This window comes from Segetibacter koreensis DSM 18137 (genome assembly GCF_000374045.1).
In the GTDB taxonomy this organism is placed as follows: domain Bacteria; phylum Bacteroidota; class Bacteroidia; order Chitinophagales; family Chitinophagaceae; genus Segetibacter; species Segetibacter koreensis.
In genome coordinates this window covers 36,913-54,079 of sequence record NZ_KB893324.1, presented here as the reverse complement: position 1 = coordinate 54,079, position 17,167 = coordinate 36,913, and the positions used below count along the sequence as shown (strand labels likewise).

The following is a 17,167-nucleotide window of genomic DNA, read 5'->3' as shown; positions in this document are numbered from 1 at the left end:
GTTTCCGGTTATAGTTACGAAATAAGGAACAAGTGTAGCACACCGCTCACAACGGAAACGCCTGAACTAGCAGCTGTTCGACTTCTGTTAGCATGACAAAAACAATTTAAACGTAAATTTTTAAGAAGGGCATCTTTGTAAAAAGATTAAAAAAGATGCATAATAAATAAATTATTCAGACTGTAAAAAGGTTGATCCATATCAGCTGCGTTTCTTTTTTAGAGTACAACAACAAAGCCGATATTATTCTTAACCTAAAAGGTACCGTTTTAATAATTCTGTATTTTACACTATTAATTTCAATATTAAAAAACGTAGTAAAAAACTTTTATTACTACTTGAAAGTTTCTTTATTTATCTGTTTCATTTGCCGGAACAGTAAAATTCAATATTACAAAAACTTTCGCGGACAGTTTGATTTACCGTTTCAGATGAATTTACTAGTGATTTGATGTTTATATATTAAAGGGTTTAAAAAAACTAAAAAAATGAATTTGATCAAAAGAAGGCAATTTTTAGCTGTTCGCGCTTGTATGTAGAGAACCTTAAACACTAAGACAACTTAAAATAGCCCTCGTCTAACGCGTTTCATTAAGGTATGATTTTTAACGGGGTACTATATGCGATATGGATATGCAGCAATTAACCTGACACTTGGCGCCCAGAAAATTGTGGTAAACCGTTCGATGATGAAGGCAACATTCACAGCGAAAGGGATAGCTTATGCATCAGAACTTGCGCTAGCTAACTTCATTGATCTTGAAAAGTTTATTGATTGGAATATACAGAATAACATCCTCTTTTACAGGATGAGCTCGGATATGATTCCCTGGATGAGCGAGTATGAAATCAGTGACCTGCCGGACTATGAAGCCATCAAAATTATTCTTACCCGTTGCGGGGAAAAAGCAGCGGAAGCTTGCCTCAGGCTCACCTTTCACCCAGGCCCATTTAATGTTTTAGCAACCAATACGCCAACTGTTTTAACCAAAACAATTAAAGAGCTGCGGCAACATGCTGAGATCATGGATCTGCTTAACCTTCCTGTTTCACCCTTTGCTAAAATAAATATACATGTTGGCGGAGCGTTTGGCGATAAGGTTTCTGCCCGGGCAAGGTTTGCTGAAAGTTATGTCCGCTTACCCGCAACTACAAAACAAAGGCTTACTGTCGAAAACGATGATAAGGCAAATATGTTTGCCATTAGTGATCTTCTGTGGCTGTATGAACAAACAGGTATTCCTGTTGTTTTTGATTATTTTCATCATGAGTTTTGTACAGGTGGACTAACTGAACAGGGAGCATTGTTTGCAGCAATTGGTACCTGGCCGGCTGGTATAACACCGGTAGTGCATTTCTCAAGTTCTAAGAAAAAGTATGAGGATCCATCTTCGTCGCCAACGTCTCATGCAGATTATGTATACGATGAGGTAAAAACGTATGAGCAGGATATTGATATTATGTTTGAAGCTAAAGCAAAAGAAATGGCAGTGATAAAGTATATGGAAATGCACAGGATGTTGAATGAAGTCTGACTTCTCATCAGTCCGGAAATTGCGAGGAACGAAGCAATCTGCTTTTTGCTCTTTATGCTTTTAAATGAATAATAAAGCTATTGCCGTTGTTGATCATCTTTTCTTTTTTGCTTGTCCAAAAAAGAAACAAAAAAAGACCCCGGAATACGATAAGAGCCCGTTTCCGGTTGGTATTTGAATGTAGCTTTTGTACTACTGTGGTGAAGGACACTCCTCCTGATGACCAATAGATTTCCAGATGCTGGTTACAAAAAATAAATTACAAACAAGATATTGTCCCTATGCAAGATAAACGCCTCTTCCTTTTCGACGTGATGCCCTTATTATACCGGGCGCATTTTGCGACTATGGGTAAAACGTTTGGCACGACCACGGGTATTGACACACGAACAACGCTAGTGTTCTACAATTATATTTTCCAGGTATTAACCGAGGAAAAACCTGATGCTGTTGGTGCGGCGCTTGATTCAAAACCGAAAGGTAGGGTAGAGGTATCTTCCACTTATAAAGCAAACCGTGAAAAGATGCCGTCAGAGATCTATAATGCATTTCCTTACGCAATGCAGCTTTTAGATGCCCTGCAAATACCCGTATTAAAAGAAGAAGGACTTGAAGCGGACGATATAATTGCTTCACTTGCAAAAAAGGACGCAGCCTTGGGTTACACGGTTTTTATTGTAAGTCCGGATAAGGATTTTGCACAACTGGTAAACGACAACATTTTTCTTTTCCGTCCTGCTTATAAGGGAGCGACAATGGAGACCCTCGACGTTGAGGGCGTGAAAAATAAATATGGCGTAGCACCCCACCAGATTGCCGATTACCTTGCCCTGAGAGGTGACAGCGTAGATAATATTATTGGCGTAAAGGGGATTGGCGACAAAACTGCTGCACAGCTTTTGTCACAATATCAATCTGTTGAAGAACTGATCGGGCAACTAGAATCTATAAAGCAACCGAAGATTAAAGAGTCGATATCAGCCTACAAAGACCAGTTGTTAGAAAATAAGCAGCTTGCAATTTTAACCGATGATGTGGATGTTGCCGTTGATTGGGAGGACATCAAAGTAAAAAAGCCAGACGAAGGCAAGTTGCTGCCGTTGTTGGAAGAATTACAATTCGTAAAGATCAGGGAGCGGTTGGCGAAGCTGAATTTTATTAATGCTGTAGAGAATGTAAATGCTGCATCTGAAACATCGGACGTAGCTGTTGAGCCAGTAAGTTTGGAGGCATTTAAAAAAGTGGCCGCATCAAAAGACATGGCAGTCGGGTTTTTAGAACAGCATGCTGTTCGTTTGTTTGTAATGCAAGCCAGCAATAAAACAATTCATGAATTGGTTGTCGCCGATGATGCAACATGGAAGGAGCTTATCCAATTTCTAGACCAGCCCCATTTTACAAAAGTTGGCTGGCAGCTAAAGCCCTTATTGAAAGTTATCAGCCGCTTAGGTATCCACTTAAAAACGCATTGGATCGACCTGACACTTGCTGCTTACCTGCTCGAACCTGACTTGAAGATAGAGTGATCGTTTATTAAAGACAAGTACCAGTTACCCGCATTTACTGTTGCCGCACCACATACTGATTTAGCTTATTTGCCTTCATTAATTGAAGCACATGAAAAGATAATAAGGAGGATCAATGAGATAGAGCTCTCCAAATTACTCTTCGAAATTGAACTGCCTCTACAGTCGGTCTTAGCTGATATGGAACTATATGGAATAAGGATTGACTTAAATGCATTGATCGAGATTGACAAAGTACTTTCGGTACAATTGAAAGACCTGGAGAATACATTGTATGAAATGGCAGGAATGAAGTTTAACATTAATTCTCCATCGAAGACAGCGGAGATTCTTCAAACGATTTGTGATTCTTCAGAACTTAAAAAGACAAAAACAGGACAGGTGTCCACTGCTGAACCGCACGTTGCAGACCTTGCTCCAAAGTATCCTTTTGTAGCCTATTTGCACAATTACAGGAAACTCAATAAGATCATTACCACGTATGTTTATTCGTTGCCAAAATATGTTGATGCCCGCACCAATAAAATTCATCCAACCTTTTCACAGCTTATTTCAGGTACGGGCAGATTAAACTGTACAGAACCAAATCTTCAAAATCTTCCCATACGCAGTGATGCTGGCCGGGAAGTTCGCAGAGCCATCGTTCCTTCGGCTGCTGGTTACAGTATTTTGAGTGTAGATTATAACCAGATCGAACTTCGCCTGCTTGCCGCCTTAAGCGAAGATAGAGTGATGGTGGAGACCTTTAGAAGCGGAAAAGATATTCACACAACCACAGCCAGCCGCGTTTTTCATGTTGACGAAAGCGCAGTTACAAAAGATATGCGGGCCAAGGCAAAGGGCGTAAACTTTGGTATCGCTTATGGCATTATACCCTGGGGACTTGCCACACAAATACGTATCTCCCAAAAGGAAGCAAAGCAAATCATCGACGCTTATTTCGAAGAGTTTTCCTCTGTAAAGAAATACCTTGAGAGATCCATCAATGAAAGCCGTGAAAGAGGCTTTACCAAAACGAAGTATGGACGCATCAGGTATATCGAAGGCATCGATTCGAAAAATGGCACGACTCGTAAGATCGCCGAACGTGTGGCGGTGAATGCGCCTATACAAGGCCTCGCTGCCGACATTATAAAAGAAGCTATGGTGTCTATTCACCGGTACATAGTCGATCACAACTTACAATCGCGTTTAATTCTGCAGGTGCATGATGAATTGGTGTTTGATGCTGCCGATGATGAACTCCATCTGCTTGCTCGAGAGGTTATCAAAATCATGGAAATGAAGTCAGACTTATTGGTACCACTAAAAGTGAACGTAACGGTTGGTAAAAACTGGTTGGAGCAGACGGAGTATGAATTGTGAATTATAAATATGAATTATAAGTGATGTTATTCACTTTCCCCCATAGTCCGTTGCCGTGGTTTGCTTTGTTTTTATGTAACTAACAGGAGAGTCTTAATTCAGCATCGCGCGAGGTCCCGCGCTTGTACTGTAGCAGTTGTTGGCATCGAATAAATTTCAAAAAAGCAGGATTGGTTTTTCAAATGCGAGACAAAATCTGCATTTCATTTGCCTCCGTAGGCGTCTTGTGGAATACAACGGATGGGCGGCTACAATTTAGGTTTTATCGGCATAGTTGATCACTAAAATATGTTTTGTACTTTAGTTATTCGGTTTCAGTGGTCGGCTGACGTAACCGGAATGCTGCTATGGCAGTGATCCCTGTTAGTTGTCTTTCATTGGGAGCATTCTAACAGTCTAAGGACAAGCAACTAAATTGATTTTAAAATAAACAGTAAATGGAATTCGATCCAAACAACCACGTAATAAAACTGTGTGTTCAAGGCATGGGCATGGAAGAAAAAGGCAAACCCGATGAAGCGAGCAGACTATTTCTTCAAGCCTGGAACGAAGCGACAAATGACTTTGAAAAGTTTACTGCTGCTTATTTTGTGGCTCGACATCAAATGAATGTTTACGGCCAATTAAAATGGCTCGAAACATCTATGCAGTTTGCATTAAAAATAAATGATGTCACTGTTAAGGCGGCTTTTCCTTCCCTTTATTTAAACATTGCGAAATGTTATGAGGACTTAAACGACCTTGCCAACGCAAAAAAGAATCACGAGTTAGCAAATTCATTCACTGATAATCCAGCTGACAATGGTCCCTTTTATCACGGAACGAGAGCAGATTTGCAGGTGGGCACTTTGCTCACGGCAGGGTCCAAGTCTAACTACAATTCAAAAATTATAATGAATCACATTTATTTCACAGCCCTGATGAATGGGGCGGGGCTTGCCGCAGCATTAGCTAAAGGTGATGGACGTGAACGTGTTTATATCGTTAAGCCCATGGGAAGTTTTGAAAATGACCCAAACGTTACCAACAAAAAATTTCCGGGCAATCCAACTCGTTCCTACCGCAGCAAAGCACCATTGAAAATCGTTGGCGAAGTCGCCGACTGGGTAAGACAAACACAAGAGCAACTTCAACAATGGCGCGAAAAGTTGGCCAATAACAAAGGAGAGATCATTAATTGATTTGACTTAACAGTCGGCAAAAAATTGGTTGGAGCAGGTGGAGTATGAGGGAACGATGAGTAATAAATGATGTGTTTTTTATGTAGCAGACAGAAGAGATGCAATTAGACATCGTTGCCATAAAAACAATTTCTGATAACCAAAAAAGAAAAAAACACCTTTTACCGGTTCAACGCATTCATAAACATTTCGTGATAACGCTGCCTGATACAATGCCTGCCAGCATAATGCCTTCGATACTTTGTGGGACGTTTAGCGATAAGATGACATTTATCGCGGTCGCTTTTCAGGTAAGAACTTCCAATACCTTTTGGGCATGTGCTGTACGTGGAGTTTTATATTTTTCCCGGCGGCAATGTTAACACTTGTAAAGTATTGTCGCCGCAACTTTTGATAGAGCTTTTCTTTTTTATCGGCAATAACGGCGCTGTTTTTTCCATTATTGGTTTGCTCGTCAAATGACAACTGTATTGTTTCAACCTTAGTAAGATCGTAGTAAATGCCATACTTCCTTTGGCTGTCGCAAATCAGCCAACGCTGGTCGGCGAACCTGTTTTTAAAATGTTTTTCAATAAGGGCAAAACATTAAAATCGGGTTGACAAATGGCATACTAAAAATTATCTCAAGTAAGTTGAAACCTGATGAAAACTTCCATCAGGTGCTTTTCTCGGTTCTCTTTTTTGCAGTCTGAACTAATTGTAACTGCTTATAGCAACAGAGTGACAACCGTTTAATTGTCAAGACTTTTTAGTATCCGCCTCAACCGACAGATTTCTTCCTTTTCTTAAATTTGACTTCAATTAATCCAGTAAACTTACACAGCCGTCTTTTATTGTAGCATGGTCAACTGTTAATTCCCAGGTTGATAATGATTCTTCTCACTTCAATAGCTGAAGCTACATCATAATTCAGAAGGTACAGCTTAAAGAATAATGTCTTTAGGAAAACAATCACCCTTAAACTTCCCAATATTTAGACCGAAGACTAACAAGATCAATTGCTCATTCTGCCGGTCACTTATTCTCCTTCAACGTAGATAAAAAACTTACCACGTCTCTGATTTCTTTTTTGGTAAGTATATATCTCATCTCGGGCATGCTGGAGGCAGCATTGGTCCTTTTCTCAACCTGACCTTTCGCTACAGCTATATTTTGCCGGTCACCTGCTTTAAGTATAAGGCTGTCTTTGGTCTCCGTTTGAAGCACGCCAGACGTTGTTTTTCCGTCTTTAAGTTTGAGCGTTACAACGCCAAAGCCAGGTGCAAGCCGGGCACTTGGATTGATTAACGCTTCGAGTATTTGAGCTCGCGTTATTCTTGATGCAACACCGTTTAAACGTGGGCCTGCATTACCCCCCATGTCGTCATAAGAATGACACCTCATACATTGCGCAGACTCGTGGCCAAAGAAAATTCTTTTTCCACGTTCAGGATCACCGCCAAATAAACTTCCTGCATACGCGGCAGTTAAATCATCTTTAGAAAGTTTAGAACTGATCTGTTTAAAACGGCTAATCAATTCAGGCGAGCGTGTACTATCAATTGCATCGGCCAATTCCAAATAGACATCCGAAGAAAGTTTTCCATTATCCATTTGTTGCAGTAAGTTTTGAAAAACTTTTCCGGAATTTTCAACCGGTAACCTACCAAGTGTTAGCAGCGCTGCTTGTTTTTCTTCCGGTGTTTTTGTATTTATCACATTCGACAATAAAGAAACCATCAGGTCTTTTGGTATGTTCAATTTTTCTATAAGGTCTACACCCGCAATCCGAACAGCTTTGTCCTTATCGGTGAGTGCTCGCTTTATGGCTTCACTTATATGTTCATCCTGCATAGACGCTAAAGCTTTAAGCGCTTCTACCCGAACAGTAGCCTTTGGGTCATTTTTCAAAAGTGCAAGTAAAGCGGGAGAAGCTTCGCTTATATGAAGCCTGTTAATTGATTTAACAGCACTTACCCGTACACTTGAATCCTTATCGTTTAACAACCGAGCAAGCACATTACCGGCTTTGTTTTTTAAAGGTGCAGCATCTCTTTGGATAACGCCCCTGTATCTCCCGTCTACTCTATCTACAACAGAAGGCTTTGACCAGGTGCTTAAAGCATCTACCGCTTCCGCACGCATCTTTGCCGGGTTGCCGGATGCCGATGCATAGCTAACCAGGTTTTGCATTGCTTCCTCACTTCCTACCCTTAAGTTAGCATTGATGGCGCGTCTGATGAGCGCCTCGTTCGTAAACCTGGTATTTTTAAGTAAATTTCCTAATGCCGGAATGGCATCTTTAATGGAAAGATCATCGTTGATAGCACGAGCAGCTTCGGTAACAATGTATTCGTCCTTATCATTCAGGAACGTGGAAACACCGGGATGGCTCATCCTTCTGAGGGCTACGACAGCTGCAATGCGCACCTCCCGGTATGGGTTGTTTGCTAGGGCAATGATGGGATCAGCTTTTCCTATTCGCGCAAGCGCTAAACTTCCTGCATGCCGCAAATAAGTATCAACATCATTATTTTCTTTTAGCATTTCAATAATGGGATTGATGGCAGGTTCAAACGCTATTCTACCCAAAGCTTCTGCAGCAAAAAAGCGGGCACGGCTAGATGTATCTTTTAATAAAGGAATTAAATTGCTGGCGGCTTTCTTATAGCGAATATCGCCCAGCCATTTAGCAGCCTGTGCCCTTATTTCCGGATCGTTATCCCTAAAAAGGGGTAATAACAAATCTGCATACTTTTCTTCCTGCCTTGCTAACTGGCTGATGCCCCAGATGGCATGAACTCTTGCCAATTGGTTGTTTGTTTGTGCTAAGGCTTTCTGAAATGTGGTTGCTCCGTCCGTACCACGTTTTACCAATTCAAATTGTGCTTTAAGCCGAACGCGCATATCCTCATTCATCAATAATGAACCAAGGTCATCTTCCTTACGCTTACTAAAGTCAGCAGCTAGTAAAGCTTTCGTTTGCGTGCGTTGGGGCAGTGCTGCTCCCCTCTTATCGTCCATTTTCCAGATACGTCCATAACTTTTTGTACCCCACCCGTCAATCCAGTCAGCTACATATAGTGTTCCATCCGGAGCAAAATCCATTCCCGTAGGTAAAATGCCGCCAAGAACTTTTTTGTTTTCGCCCAACTCAAAAGTGGCTCCCTTAGGATTTAATTTAAAACCATATACACCTGATTGAGCCGGGTTGCCGACAAACTCAGCAACAAAAAAAGTATTTTTATATTTAGGGCTTAACGCAGTACCAGGATTATATACGAACCCCGCCGGACCGCTAACATAATTGGCGATGCAGGGCGTGATATAAGCCGCCTGTCCTTCAAACCTCGGCATCCACATTTTTTCATCCATCCATACTTTGTATTTGTTATTGTCCGGGTCCCTGTATTTGCCGTATTGCCAATTGCTACGCCAACCTGCATCTGATCCGTTTACAACATATACGAGCCTTTCCTTTTCGCCAGGGTGGTCGCCATCGTTGTCTTCGCTGATCAGGTTGCCATATTCGTCAAAAGCAAACTCATGTACGTTTCGAAGCCCCGAAGCAAATATTTCAAAATCACTTCCGTCCGGATTTGACCGCGCAACAACGCCGCTGTTGGGATATTCCCATTTTTTGCCGTTCTTATCTGTACCATTAAATCCAATGTCGCCGATTTGCCAATAGATCCTACCATCAGGTCCCATTTCAACGCCGGACATTCCGTGACCGGAAAATCCAATGTGCACACCATACCCATGAGAAAGTGAGGTTTTCTCGTCTTCTATACCATCACCATTTTTATCTTTCATTCGCCATAAGTCTGGACCTACCGCTACAAACAGGTTATCGTCATGTGCAAGAACGCCACCGGCAACATCCGTTACCTCATCGTGAAAGTCATCTACTACTAACTGCGACTGGTCAGCTACGCCATCGCCATTGATGTCTTCTAAACGATAGACATTTTCTTTTTCCACCGTCATATCCCGCCAGTCGTGCGAACTATCTCCGTTAAGATCTTTCAGCCAGGTATTTTTTTTACTGTTTTCGGGCGATAGTTCCTTATGCAAAAATGCCCGTTTGTCTTCTACTGTCTGCAGTTGTATAGAAGGTATCTCCCAATCAGGATGAGCGCGGATATCAAACTCAGAATTCTTTTGCCGGTTTGTAGTAGTATAATAAAGTCTTCCTAGGTCATCTATATCAATAGCGATTGGAGAAACAACAAGTGAATCTATACCCCATAAGCGCAAAGTAAGGCTGTCGGCAAGTTCAGGTTTGACAAGGGACTCAATGGATGTAGCCAACTGTGCAGTCCGGACTGTATCCATCTGTTTTAGCTTTTTATCAGGCGCTTCTTCTTGTTTGCACGAAGGCAAGGTTGCGGAAACCGCCACCACGATAAGAACGAGGAAATTGAGGAGGTTTTTCTTTGCAGCAATGTTATTTATCATTGTCGATCTTTTAACGAACGTTTTTATAAAAATAGGTTCAAAACTTATAGCTGGCTCACGTTTAGCAAAATAATTCAAAGAAAAGATCAATTGAAGCGATCGCTTATTCATGAGGGATAAAAATGCGGGTTTACTGCCTCCTGGTTCGATTTCGTTAAATCCAATCATCTTGTATGGCTTTTTGAAAAAAAGCTTGTTCCCGGTTGCATAGCTCTTGGTGGTTAGGTTCGTCACAAAAATTAGTCCTCGGATCCTGCTCATAGACTGATCGTTCTTATTTAAATCCGCATGTTGGAATCTTAGGATATTTTCTTTGTATGAGATTCGACCTGGCTTTCCCGGCGAAATCATTCATCCTTAATCTCTTTTTTCAGGTCGTCTATTGCAAGGTAGTTCTCCTTTTAAATTGTCTGTTATAGCCTCGGAAAGATAGTTTTTGAAAATCAAGGAGTAAAAGTAAGGCTGAGTAAAAATAAATAAGGATCACATTTCTGTAATCCTTATTTCAGAGGTCCCGAGCGGACTTGAACGTTTGTTAGTTTCGTTTAGTTAGAGTTACTTATAAATATTCTAATTCCTTAAAATACAAACCTTTATATAAAAACTATATCTACAAGCCCTATCCTGACTAAAGATAAATTTGCTACCTTTTTTGCTACCCTTTTTCTGAAAACTTGTAACTTTAATGTTAAACAATAGTGCTAATGAGAACGATACATTATGTGCTTTGCGCTGATAAGCCATTAAAGAATGGCACTTCTCCAATTGATTTAATTTACCAAGTATCCAGCCAGAGAAGATATTATCGAACAAATATTCGGTTATATCCACAGTCATGGGACTCTGATGCGCAAAAAACAATTTATTTCGATAAAAAGCAGGCAAAGAAGCTGCGGCCCGAAGTGCACTATGATTCTTTTCCGACCTATAAATAAGTTGAAGTTATTGAAGCGACGATGAAAGCATTTTCTTTAAAAATAGCTGAAATTGAAAAACGTTTTGAGCTGGATAAAATACCATACTCATCACAAATGGTAGTTGATAAGCTAAAAGAACAAACTAAGGTTGCCACCAAAAAAGAAGTAGTGTCAAACTTGCTTTTTGATTTTATGGACAACTTTATTGAGGAAAATAAAAGTTCCCGCGAAAGGGGGAGTCTTTCTGTTTAAAAATCTGTAAAAAAACATTTAGAAAATTATCGTAGCTTAACCGGTAAAAAAATAGATTTCGGCGATATCGATTATTTTTTCTCCAGTCCTTTCAGAGTTTTCTTATTGATGTTGAAAAACTGAATAATACAACTACTGCAAAACCACTTAGTACCCTAAAAACGTATCTTAATTATGCTCGGAAAGCAGGGCATGTAGTTTCTGAAAAGCATAAAGACTTTAAAATAAGGCGTGAAACTTTAGAAGTAATTGCACCTACTAACGAAGAATTTGAATGTCTATATAATCTTGACCTTTCTAATAATAAAAGACTTGCACAAATTAGAGATGTTTTTTGTTTTGCCTGTGTTACCGGGCTTAGATATTCAGATTTAAATCTATTGAAACGAGAACATATAAAAAAGGATGAAATAAAGATTACTGTTAAGAAAACAAAAGATTTGCTTACAATACCATTAAATCATTATTCTAAAGCAATATTGTCAAGATATGCAGGGATGCTTAGGCCTTTACCCGTTATATCCAATCAAAATATGAACTATGCTGTAAAAGACGTATGTAAGTTAGCCGGCATCGGTGAACCAACGGAAATAGTTCGTTTCAGAGGAACAAAGCGCGAAGCGATTACTTATCCAAAATATCAATTAATTGGTGTACATACTGCCAGAAAAACGTTTTGTACATTATCGTTAGAAAAGGGGATGTCAGCAGAAGAGGTAATGTCAATATCGGGACATTCTGATTATAAAAGCTTCAAGCGATATGTAAAAATCACCGAGCAGCGTAAAAAAGTGGTTATGGTTAAAGCGTGGGGAGGATTAAATGAAGAACATCGTTTATGCCGCTAAAAAAGGTTGGAAAGTCGACGCATTTGATTTTAGCCCGGTTGCACAACAAAAGGCTTTGCTGAGGGCAAAACAGGAAAAGGTACATATCGATTACATGGTAATGAATATTGAAGCGTTTAAAGCCGCAAAACAGTATGATGCGGTCGCCCTCATTTATGTTCATCTTGAGCCCAACCTGAGAAAAAATTTTCATGCTGAAATTGCCCGGTCGCTTTCACCTGCCGGCTATTTAATTTTTGAAGCTTTCGCTAAAGAACAAAAAGACAAGACATCCGGCGGACCAAAAGAAGAGGCTTTATTATATGATGCTCCCTCTATTTGTAATGACTTTCAATATTTACACATTTTATCGTGCGGACAGAAAGAAGTTGAATTAAATGAAGGAGCCTTCCATCAAGGAAAAGCGCATGTACTGAGATTAATAGCTCAAAAAATATAAATGGAAATGGATTGGGGAAACTTCCCCCTCTTCTGTATTCATGATCATGCAAGGTTGATATCTCTCAGTGCACTTGCTAATTTATATCATAACATTTTCCTGGTACAGATGATAACTTCATTTTAATAAAAGCTTAAATAGATGGAAATAAAGAAAATCTTAATAGCCATCGATGAAGGCCCTACTTCTGAAAAAGTAATGTCGGATGGTTTTCAATTAGGCCAGTCACTTAAAGCCTCCATGGCTTTATTAAGTGTTGTGGATAATACTCTGGTTTTTACTGATGGAGGAGTAACGCCTCAGGAAATGATTGCGCTTACAAAAAATGACTTCAAAGAACGCCAAAAGAAGCTTATAAAGGAGATCTGTGACGGTGAAAATATCTGGACATTTGTGGAAGAAGGGAAGCCTTACGAGGTTATTCTTAAAGTAGCTGATGAATGGGATGCGGACCTGATTGTATTAGGTACGCACGGTCGTACCGGAGCTTCTCATTTATTGGTGGGCAGCGTAGCTGAAAAAGTAATACGTCATTCTCCAAAGCCAATTTTAGTTATTCCTACGCGGTAATAGTTTGCAGGTGATTATGTGCACCTTTCTATCAGCAATGGGGGACGTATTTTAAAGCCGATAAAAGATGGAAAAGCTTTCTCCGCAAATACATTATTCAGAAGAAAAACTTTCCAGAACGATTGTAAAGACAGTAACCTACCGGCTTTTCATTTTACTTCTTGACTTTACGACCATATTCCTGTTAACACATAAAACTAAAGTTGCACTTGGTTTTATGATAGTTAGTAATATTTATACAACGATTGGCTATTTTTTACACGAGCGGACTTGGGATAAAATAAAATGGGGAAAAATGATATATAGAAAGAAGTAATGAACAATCAGTTATAAGCAAAAGAACCAGGGGATAAAGTCACGTTTGTTCATCCTCAATAGTTCTTTTGCATGTTTATTAAAGACGCTCGATTACCATTTTCAATTTTCCACTCACTTCTGCCGCTATTGATTGCAGGTTTGCATTATTTACTGCACCCATCGATTCTAAGGGATTAATGGCAGATACTTCAACCCCGCCCGTTTCATGTTCCTGCACGAGGATGTTGCATGGCAACATGGTTCCTATTTTATCTTCCTGCTCAATGGCTTTATAAGCAAGAGCAGGATTGCATGCACCCAAAATTTTATAGTTCCTGAAATCGACATTCAGCTTTTCTTTGAACTTATCCTTTAAGTCAATTTCACTGATGATTTCAAAGCCTTCTTTTTTCAATTCTTCTGTTACTTTTTTGATGACTTCATCAAAAGTACCGTCCATTTTTTTACTGATATTATAGCTCATAAAAATAATTTTAATTTTAGTGATTTAAAATAAGATACACACTTCAAAATACTATTACTATTTGTTTATTCGCAATTTTTTTAATTATGCAGTTCCTTTCAATATTTTGTTCCAATATAATAGGGCAATACTTTAGTCTTACTAACCAAAATCATTCGAAGGGATAAATTTTGTCAGTGTTTTTCGTATCCCCGCATTTTACATTTATAATGTAAAAACCTATAGGTATGAAAAAGCAAATGACAATTATTGGATTTTGTATCATAGTTTCTATCTTCTCTTGCAAAGAATCCGGCAACAAAAAAACGATGGAAACTGCCGGAAGCAACACAAAGGCAGATGACTCTTTATTAAATTCAGCCCACAATTTTTTTAAACCATTACCACCCGTCGCAGATAATAGCAATAATAAAGTCACTGAGTCAAAAGTGAAACTTGGCAAGTTACTTTATTATGACAACCGCCTTTCGAAAACCGGAAACAACAGTTGTAATTCCTGCCATAACCTTGCGAATTTTGGAGTAGATAATAAAGCAACTTCCACAGGAGATGCAGGAAAACAAGGTAATCGTAATTCACCAACTGTTTTTAATGCTGCGCTACACAATATGCAATTTTGGGATGGACGTGCAAAAGATGTAGAAGAACAAGCAGGAATGCCAATTCTCAATTCTGACGAAATGGCTATTCCTCATAAAGGATTTTTAATTGATAGATTAAGTACAACCAAGCCGTATCCTGATATGTTTAAAGCTGCTTTTCCAGAGGATCCCAAGCCGCTTACTTATGATAATTTACAAAAAGCCATTGCAGCTTTTGAACGCACTTTGCTAACCCCATCAAAATTCGACAAATTTATGCAGGGTGACAGGAATGCGATTACACAAGAGGAAAAACAAGGTCTTAAAGTATTTATTGCATCAGGCTGCGTTAGTTGTCATAATGGAGTAGGTATCGGAGGAGGAACTATGCAGAAGTTTGGTATAGTAACAGATTACCGTACACTGACCCGCAGTACAACTAACGATGAAGGCAGGAAAGCTGTAACTAAAAACAAAGGCGATAAAGATGTCTTTAAAGTACCAGGATTGCGAAATGCGCAAGGAACGTTTCCATATTTTCACGATGGAAGTATTGCAAATCTCGATTCCGCAGTAATAATTATGGGAAAGGCTCAGTTAAACAAAACTCTATCTGCCATACAAGTAAAACAAATTGTTGCATTTCTAAATTCAATAACAGGAGATGTAAATCCCGATGCAAAAACATTTCCCCCGGAACTGGTAAAAAAATAAGTTGCTGTCATTTTCATTTTTGATCTATTTACCAGCGAACTCTCGCCCTCTCATTTATTTATATAAAAGAAAAACCAGCACATTTGACCTGGCAAGGCGATATTAAGGTATGTGATTATGAATTGCAATTTTATGTTATTGACTTAAGCGTTCGTTACCCGGAAAGGGTAGAATTTGAATAGCCGCCTGGTGAAACCTGCGGTAAATAACCGTCTGATTGCAAACAACGCTAAAAGGGTTGGACAAAGCAATGCCAGGCAGTCTACAAACAAATTTAACCCATTCAGGGTTGAATTCATGAGACGCACTATTCCACCTGTTTCACAGTCGGCTATTCATATTTAAGCCCTCCAGGCTTAAGTAAATGACATTGAACTGCGATTAGAGAATAGATCAAACGTAACGTTTATCAGTTTAGGTATAGTTTGAGAACAAGTAATTATTTCCTATAACGCCGGCAGAACCATGAATACGTTTTGTAATAGATAGAGCTTCACAAACTTTTTCTTTATCAATAGGTCATAAGCTACTGATAGTATTGACAACAGTAGTCTACTCAAACCCCCAGGAATTCAAATGAAATCGCTAGCTTTCATAACGTAACTCAGCAAATAATGTAAGGCTGGAATTAAATTCAGACAAATAAAATATGTGATGTTACATATCCATTCAGATGCGGATAAAAAAACTTGGTTTAACTGAACGCGGATTTTTTAATTATGCAGTTCCTTTCAATATTTTGTTCCAGTATAACCAAGGCAACACTTTTGTTTTAAGCTGGTACATACTCCATCGCTCTTTACTCTGGTCGATCGGGAAGGTTTCCATTCGCTTGTTATTGTAGTCAAACTCGGCCAAAACCAATTTGCCATAACCTGTAACCAAAGGGCAGGATGTATAACCTGAATATTTAGCCCTTAATGGTTTATTATCCATTAAGGCAAGTAAATTATGTACTAGAACCGGGGCTTGTTTTCTTATGGCCGCTCCGGTCTTTGAAGTTGGTAATGAGGATGCATCACCGAGCGAAAAAATATTATTATAACGATTGTGTTGCAAGGTGTCTTTATTTACGTCAACCCATCCGACAGCGTTGGCAAGGGGACTGCTTTTGATGAAATCGGGAGCACTTTGCGGTGGCGTTACGTGTATCATATCAAAGTCTACCCATTGTTCCTGGTCTTTATTCTTTTCTCCAAAACCTACAAATTTTGCTCTTTTGTTTGGTCCGTCAATCTCATCGAGTCGGTAAAAGAAATTGAGTTTTATGTTTCCCCGCCTTACTACATTTAATAGAGTCTTTTCGTAATCCTCCACAGCAAAAAGCCGGGTGCCGCCTGACCAATATTGAATATTTGCTTTATCTAACACCCCATGTTTTCTAAAATAATCCGCAGCTAAATACATGATCTTATGAGGAGCACCACCACATTTAACAGGTGTATTCGGGTTTGTAAATAGCGCATTACCACCTTTGAAGTTCTTTATACACTCAAAAGTATACGGCGCATACTTAAAGCTATAATTAGAGCAAACATTGTTTTTGCCTAAAGTGTCTTCCAGCCCTTTTATTTCTTTCCAATTCAGTTGTATGCCGGGTGCGACTACGAGGTACTGGTAGTTTACTGTTTCATTACTGTCGAGAACAATATTATTTTGTTCCGGACGAAAGCTCACTACCTTTTGTTTTATCCAGGTAACACCTTTAGGCATCACTTCTGCTTCAGTTCGTTCTGTTTTCTTTATATCAAAAACACCTCCACCGACTAGCGTCCACGCTGGTTGATAATAATGTTTATCGGCAGGATCAATCACAGCAATATCAAGTTTCTTATTTTTCAACAGCAATTTAGCTGCTACTGAAATACCTGCATTGCCTCCTCCCACAATTACAATTTGATAAGTATGTGACATCGTATTTAATTTTAGTCAAAACTATTTTATTCCAAGACTAAAAAAGGTGACATTAATCACACATCCGATCTTTTATAATAAAAAAATTTAGATTTTTCTGTAAA

General features: G+C 39.3%; 14 protein-coding genes and 2 pseudogenes. 12 read left to right on the top strand and 4 right to left on the bottom strand.

Annotation, left to right across the window (positions count from 1 at the left end; all coding sequences use genetic code 11):
- The first annotated feature begins 620 nt into the window (after positions 1 to 620).
- The 4 genes and pseudogenes from uvsE to arr form a co-directional block, all read left to right on the top strand.
- Positions 621 to 1,535 (top strand): UV DNA damage repair endonuclease UvsE, encoded by a 915-nt coding sequence (gene uvsE, locus B154_RS0110530; RefSeq protein ID WP_018614010.1) that lies wholly within the window; start codon positions 621 to 623, stop codon positions 1,533 to 1,535.
- A gap of 281 nt (positions 1,536 to 1,816) precedes the next feature.
- Positions 1,817 to 3,061 carry a 5'-3' exonuclease gene (locus B154_RS30675; protein ID WP_018614009.1) on the top strand — a complete coding sequence of 415 codons (1,245 nt, stop codon included), beginning with the start codon at positions 1,817 to 1,819 and terminating at the stop codon, positions 3,059 to 3,061.
- A gap of 69 nt (positions 3,062 to 3,130) precedes the next feature.
- Complete coding sequence (locus tag B154_RS30100) at positions 3,131 to 4,426, top strand: DNA polymerase (protein WP_157580657.1); 1,296 nt, start codon at positions 3,131 to 3,133, stop codon at positions 4,424 to 4,426.
- Between the two features lie 803 nt (positions 4,427 to 5,229).
- Positions 5,230 to 5,607: pseudogene (arr, locus tag B154_RS33840) on the top strand (NAD(+)--rifampin ADP-ribosyltransferase); the annotation flags it as partial.
- A gap of 270 nt (positions 5,608 to 5,877) precedes the next feature.
- Here arr and B154_RS33835 read toward each other — a convergent pair.
- Together B154_RS33835 and B154_RS0110500 are read right to left on the bottom strand one after the other, a co-directional pair.
- Positions 5,878 to 6,135, bottom strand: a complete 258-nt coding sequence (locus tag B154_RS33835) for a DUF4130 domain-containing protein (protein ID WP_425423109.1) — start codon at positions 6,133 to 6,135, stop codon at positions 5,878 to 5,880.
- A 486-nt stretch (positions 6,136 to 6,621) separates the two neighbouring features.
- Positions 6,622 to 10,308 carry a HEAT repeat domain-containing protein gene (locus B154_RS0110500; protein WP_245542582.1) on the bottom strand — a complete coding sequence of 1,229 codons (3,687 nt, stop codon included), beginning with the start codon at positions 10,306 to 10,308 and terminating at the stop codon, positions 6,622 to 6,624.
- A gap of 443 nt (positions 10,309 to 10,751) precedes the next feature.
- Here B154_RS0110500 and B154_RS31825 point away from each other — a divergent pair, with 443 nt between their 5' ends.
- From B154_RS31825 to B154_RS0110470, 7 genes and pseudogenes are all read left to right on the top strand, one after another.
- Entirely contained in the window at positions 10,752 to 10,982 is a 231-nt protein-coding gene (locus tag B154_RS31825) for an Arm DNA-binding domain-containing protein (protein ID WP_018614000.1), read from the top strand.
- Between the two features lie 21 nt (positions 10,983 to 11,003).
- Entirely contained in the window at positions 11,004 to 11,216 is a 213-nt protein-coding gene (locus B154_RS31820; protein WP_018613997.1) for a hypothetical protein, read from the top strand.
- Between the two features lie 89 nt (positions 11,217 to 11,305).
- A pseudogene (locus B154_RS33830) lies at positions 11,306 to 11,428 on the top strand (hypothetical protein); the annotation flags it as partial.
- A 12-nt stretch (positions 11,429 to 11,440) separates the two neighbouring features.
- Complete coding sequence (locus tag B154_RS33025; RefSeq protein WP_425423108.1) at positions 11,441 to 12,064, top strand: site-specific integrase; 624 nt, start codon at positions 11,441 to 11,443, stop codon at positions 12,062 to 12,064.
- On the top strand, positions 12,039 to 12,503 hold the full coding sequence (locus B154_RS30095; protein ID WP_018613992.1) for a class I SAM-dependent methyltransferase: 465 nt from the start codon (positions 12,039 to 12,041) through the stop codon (positions 12,501 to 12,503). Before B154_RS33025 ends, B154_RS30095 begins: the two co-directional genes overlap by 26 nt.
- Positions 12,504 to 12,644: 141 nt before the next feature.
- Positions 12,645 to 13,073, top strand: coding sequence for a universal stress protein (locus B154_RS0110475; RefSeq protein ID WP_018613991.1), 429 nt, complete (start codon positions 12,645 to 12,647; stop codon positions 13,071 to 13,073).
- 67 nt (positions 13,074 to 13,140) lie between these two features.
- Positions 13,141 to 13,389 carry a DUF2061 domain-containing protein gene (locus tag B154_RS0110470; protein WP_018613989.1) on the top strand — a complete coding sequence of 83 codons (249 nt, stop codon included), beginning with the start codon at positions 13,141 to 13,143 and terminating at the stop codon, positions 13,387 to 13,389.
- 78 nt (positions 13,390 to 13,467) lie between these two features.
- On the opposite strand, the gene B154_RS0110465 is transcribed toward B154_RS0110470, so the two are convergent.
- On the bottom strand, positions 13,468 to 13,854 hold the full coding sequence (locus tag B154_RS0110465; protein WP_018613987.1) for a DUF302 domain-containing protein: 387 nt from the start codon (positions 13,852 to 13,854) through the stop codon (positions 13,468 to 13,470).
- Between the two features lie 227 nt (positions 13,855 to 14,081).
- Between B154_RS0110465 and B154_RS0110460 the strand changes: the two genes are divergently transcribed.
- Entirely contained in the window at positions 14,082 to 15,149 is a 1,068-nt protein-coding gene (locus tag B154_RS0110460; RefSeq protein ID WP_018613985.1) for a cytochrome-c peroxidase, read from the top strand.
- 717 nt (positions 15,150 to 15,866) lie between these two features.
- On the opposite strand, the gene B154_RS0110455 is transcribed toward B154_RS0110460, so the two are convergent.
- Positions 15,867 to 17,063: an NAD(P)/FAD-dependent oxidoreductase gene (locus B154_RS0110455; protein ID WP_018613982.1), complete on the bottom strand. Its 1,197-nt coding sequence runs from the start codon at positions 17,061 to 17,063 to the stop codon at positions 15,867 to 15,869.
- Positions 17,064 to 17,167: the final 104 nt, after the last annotated feature.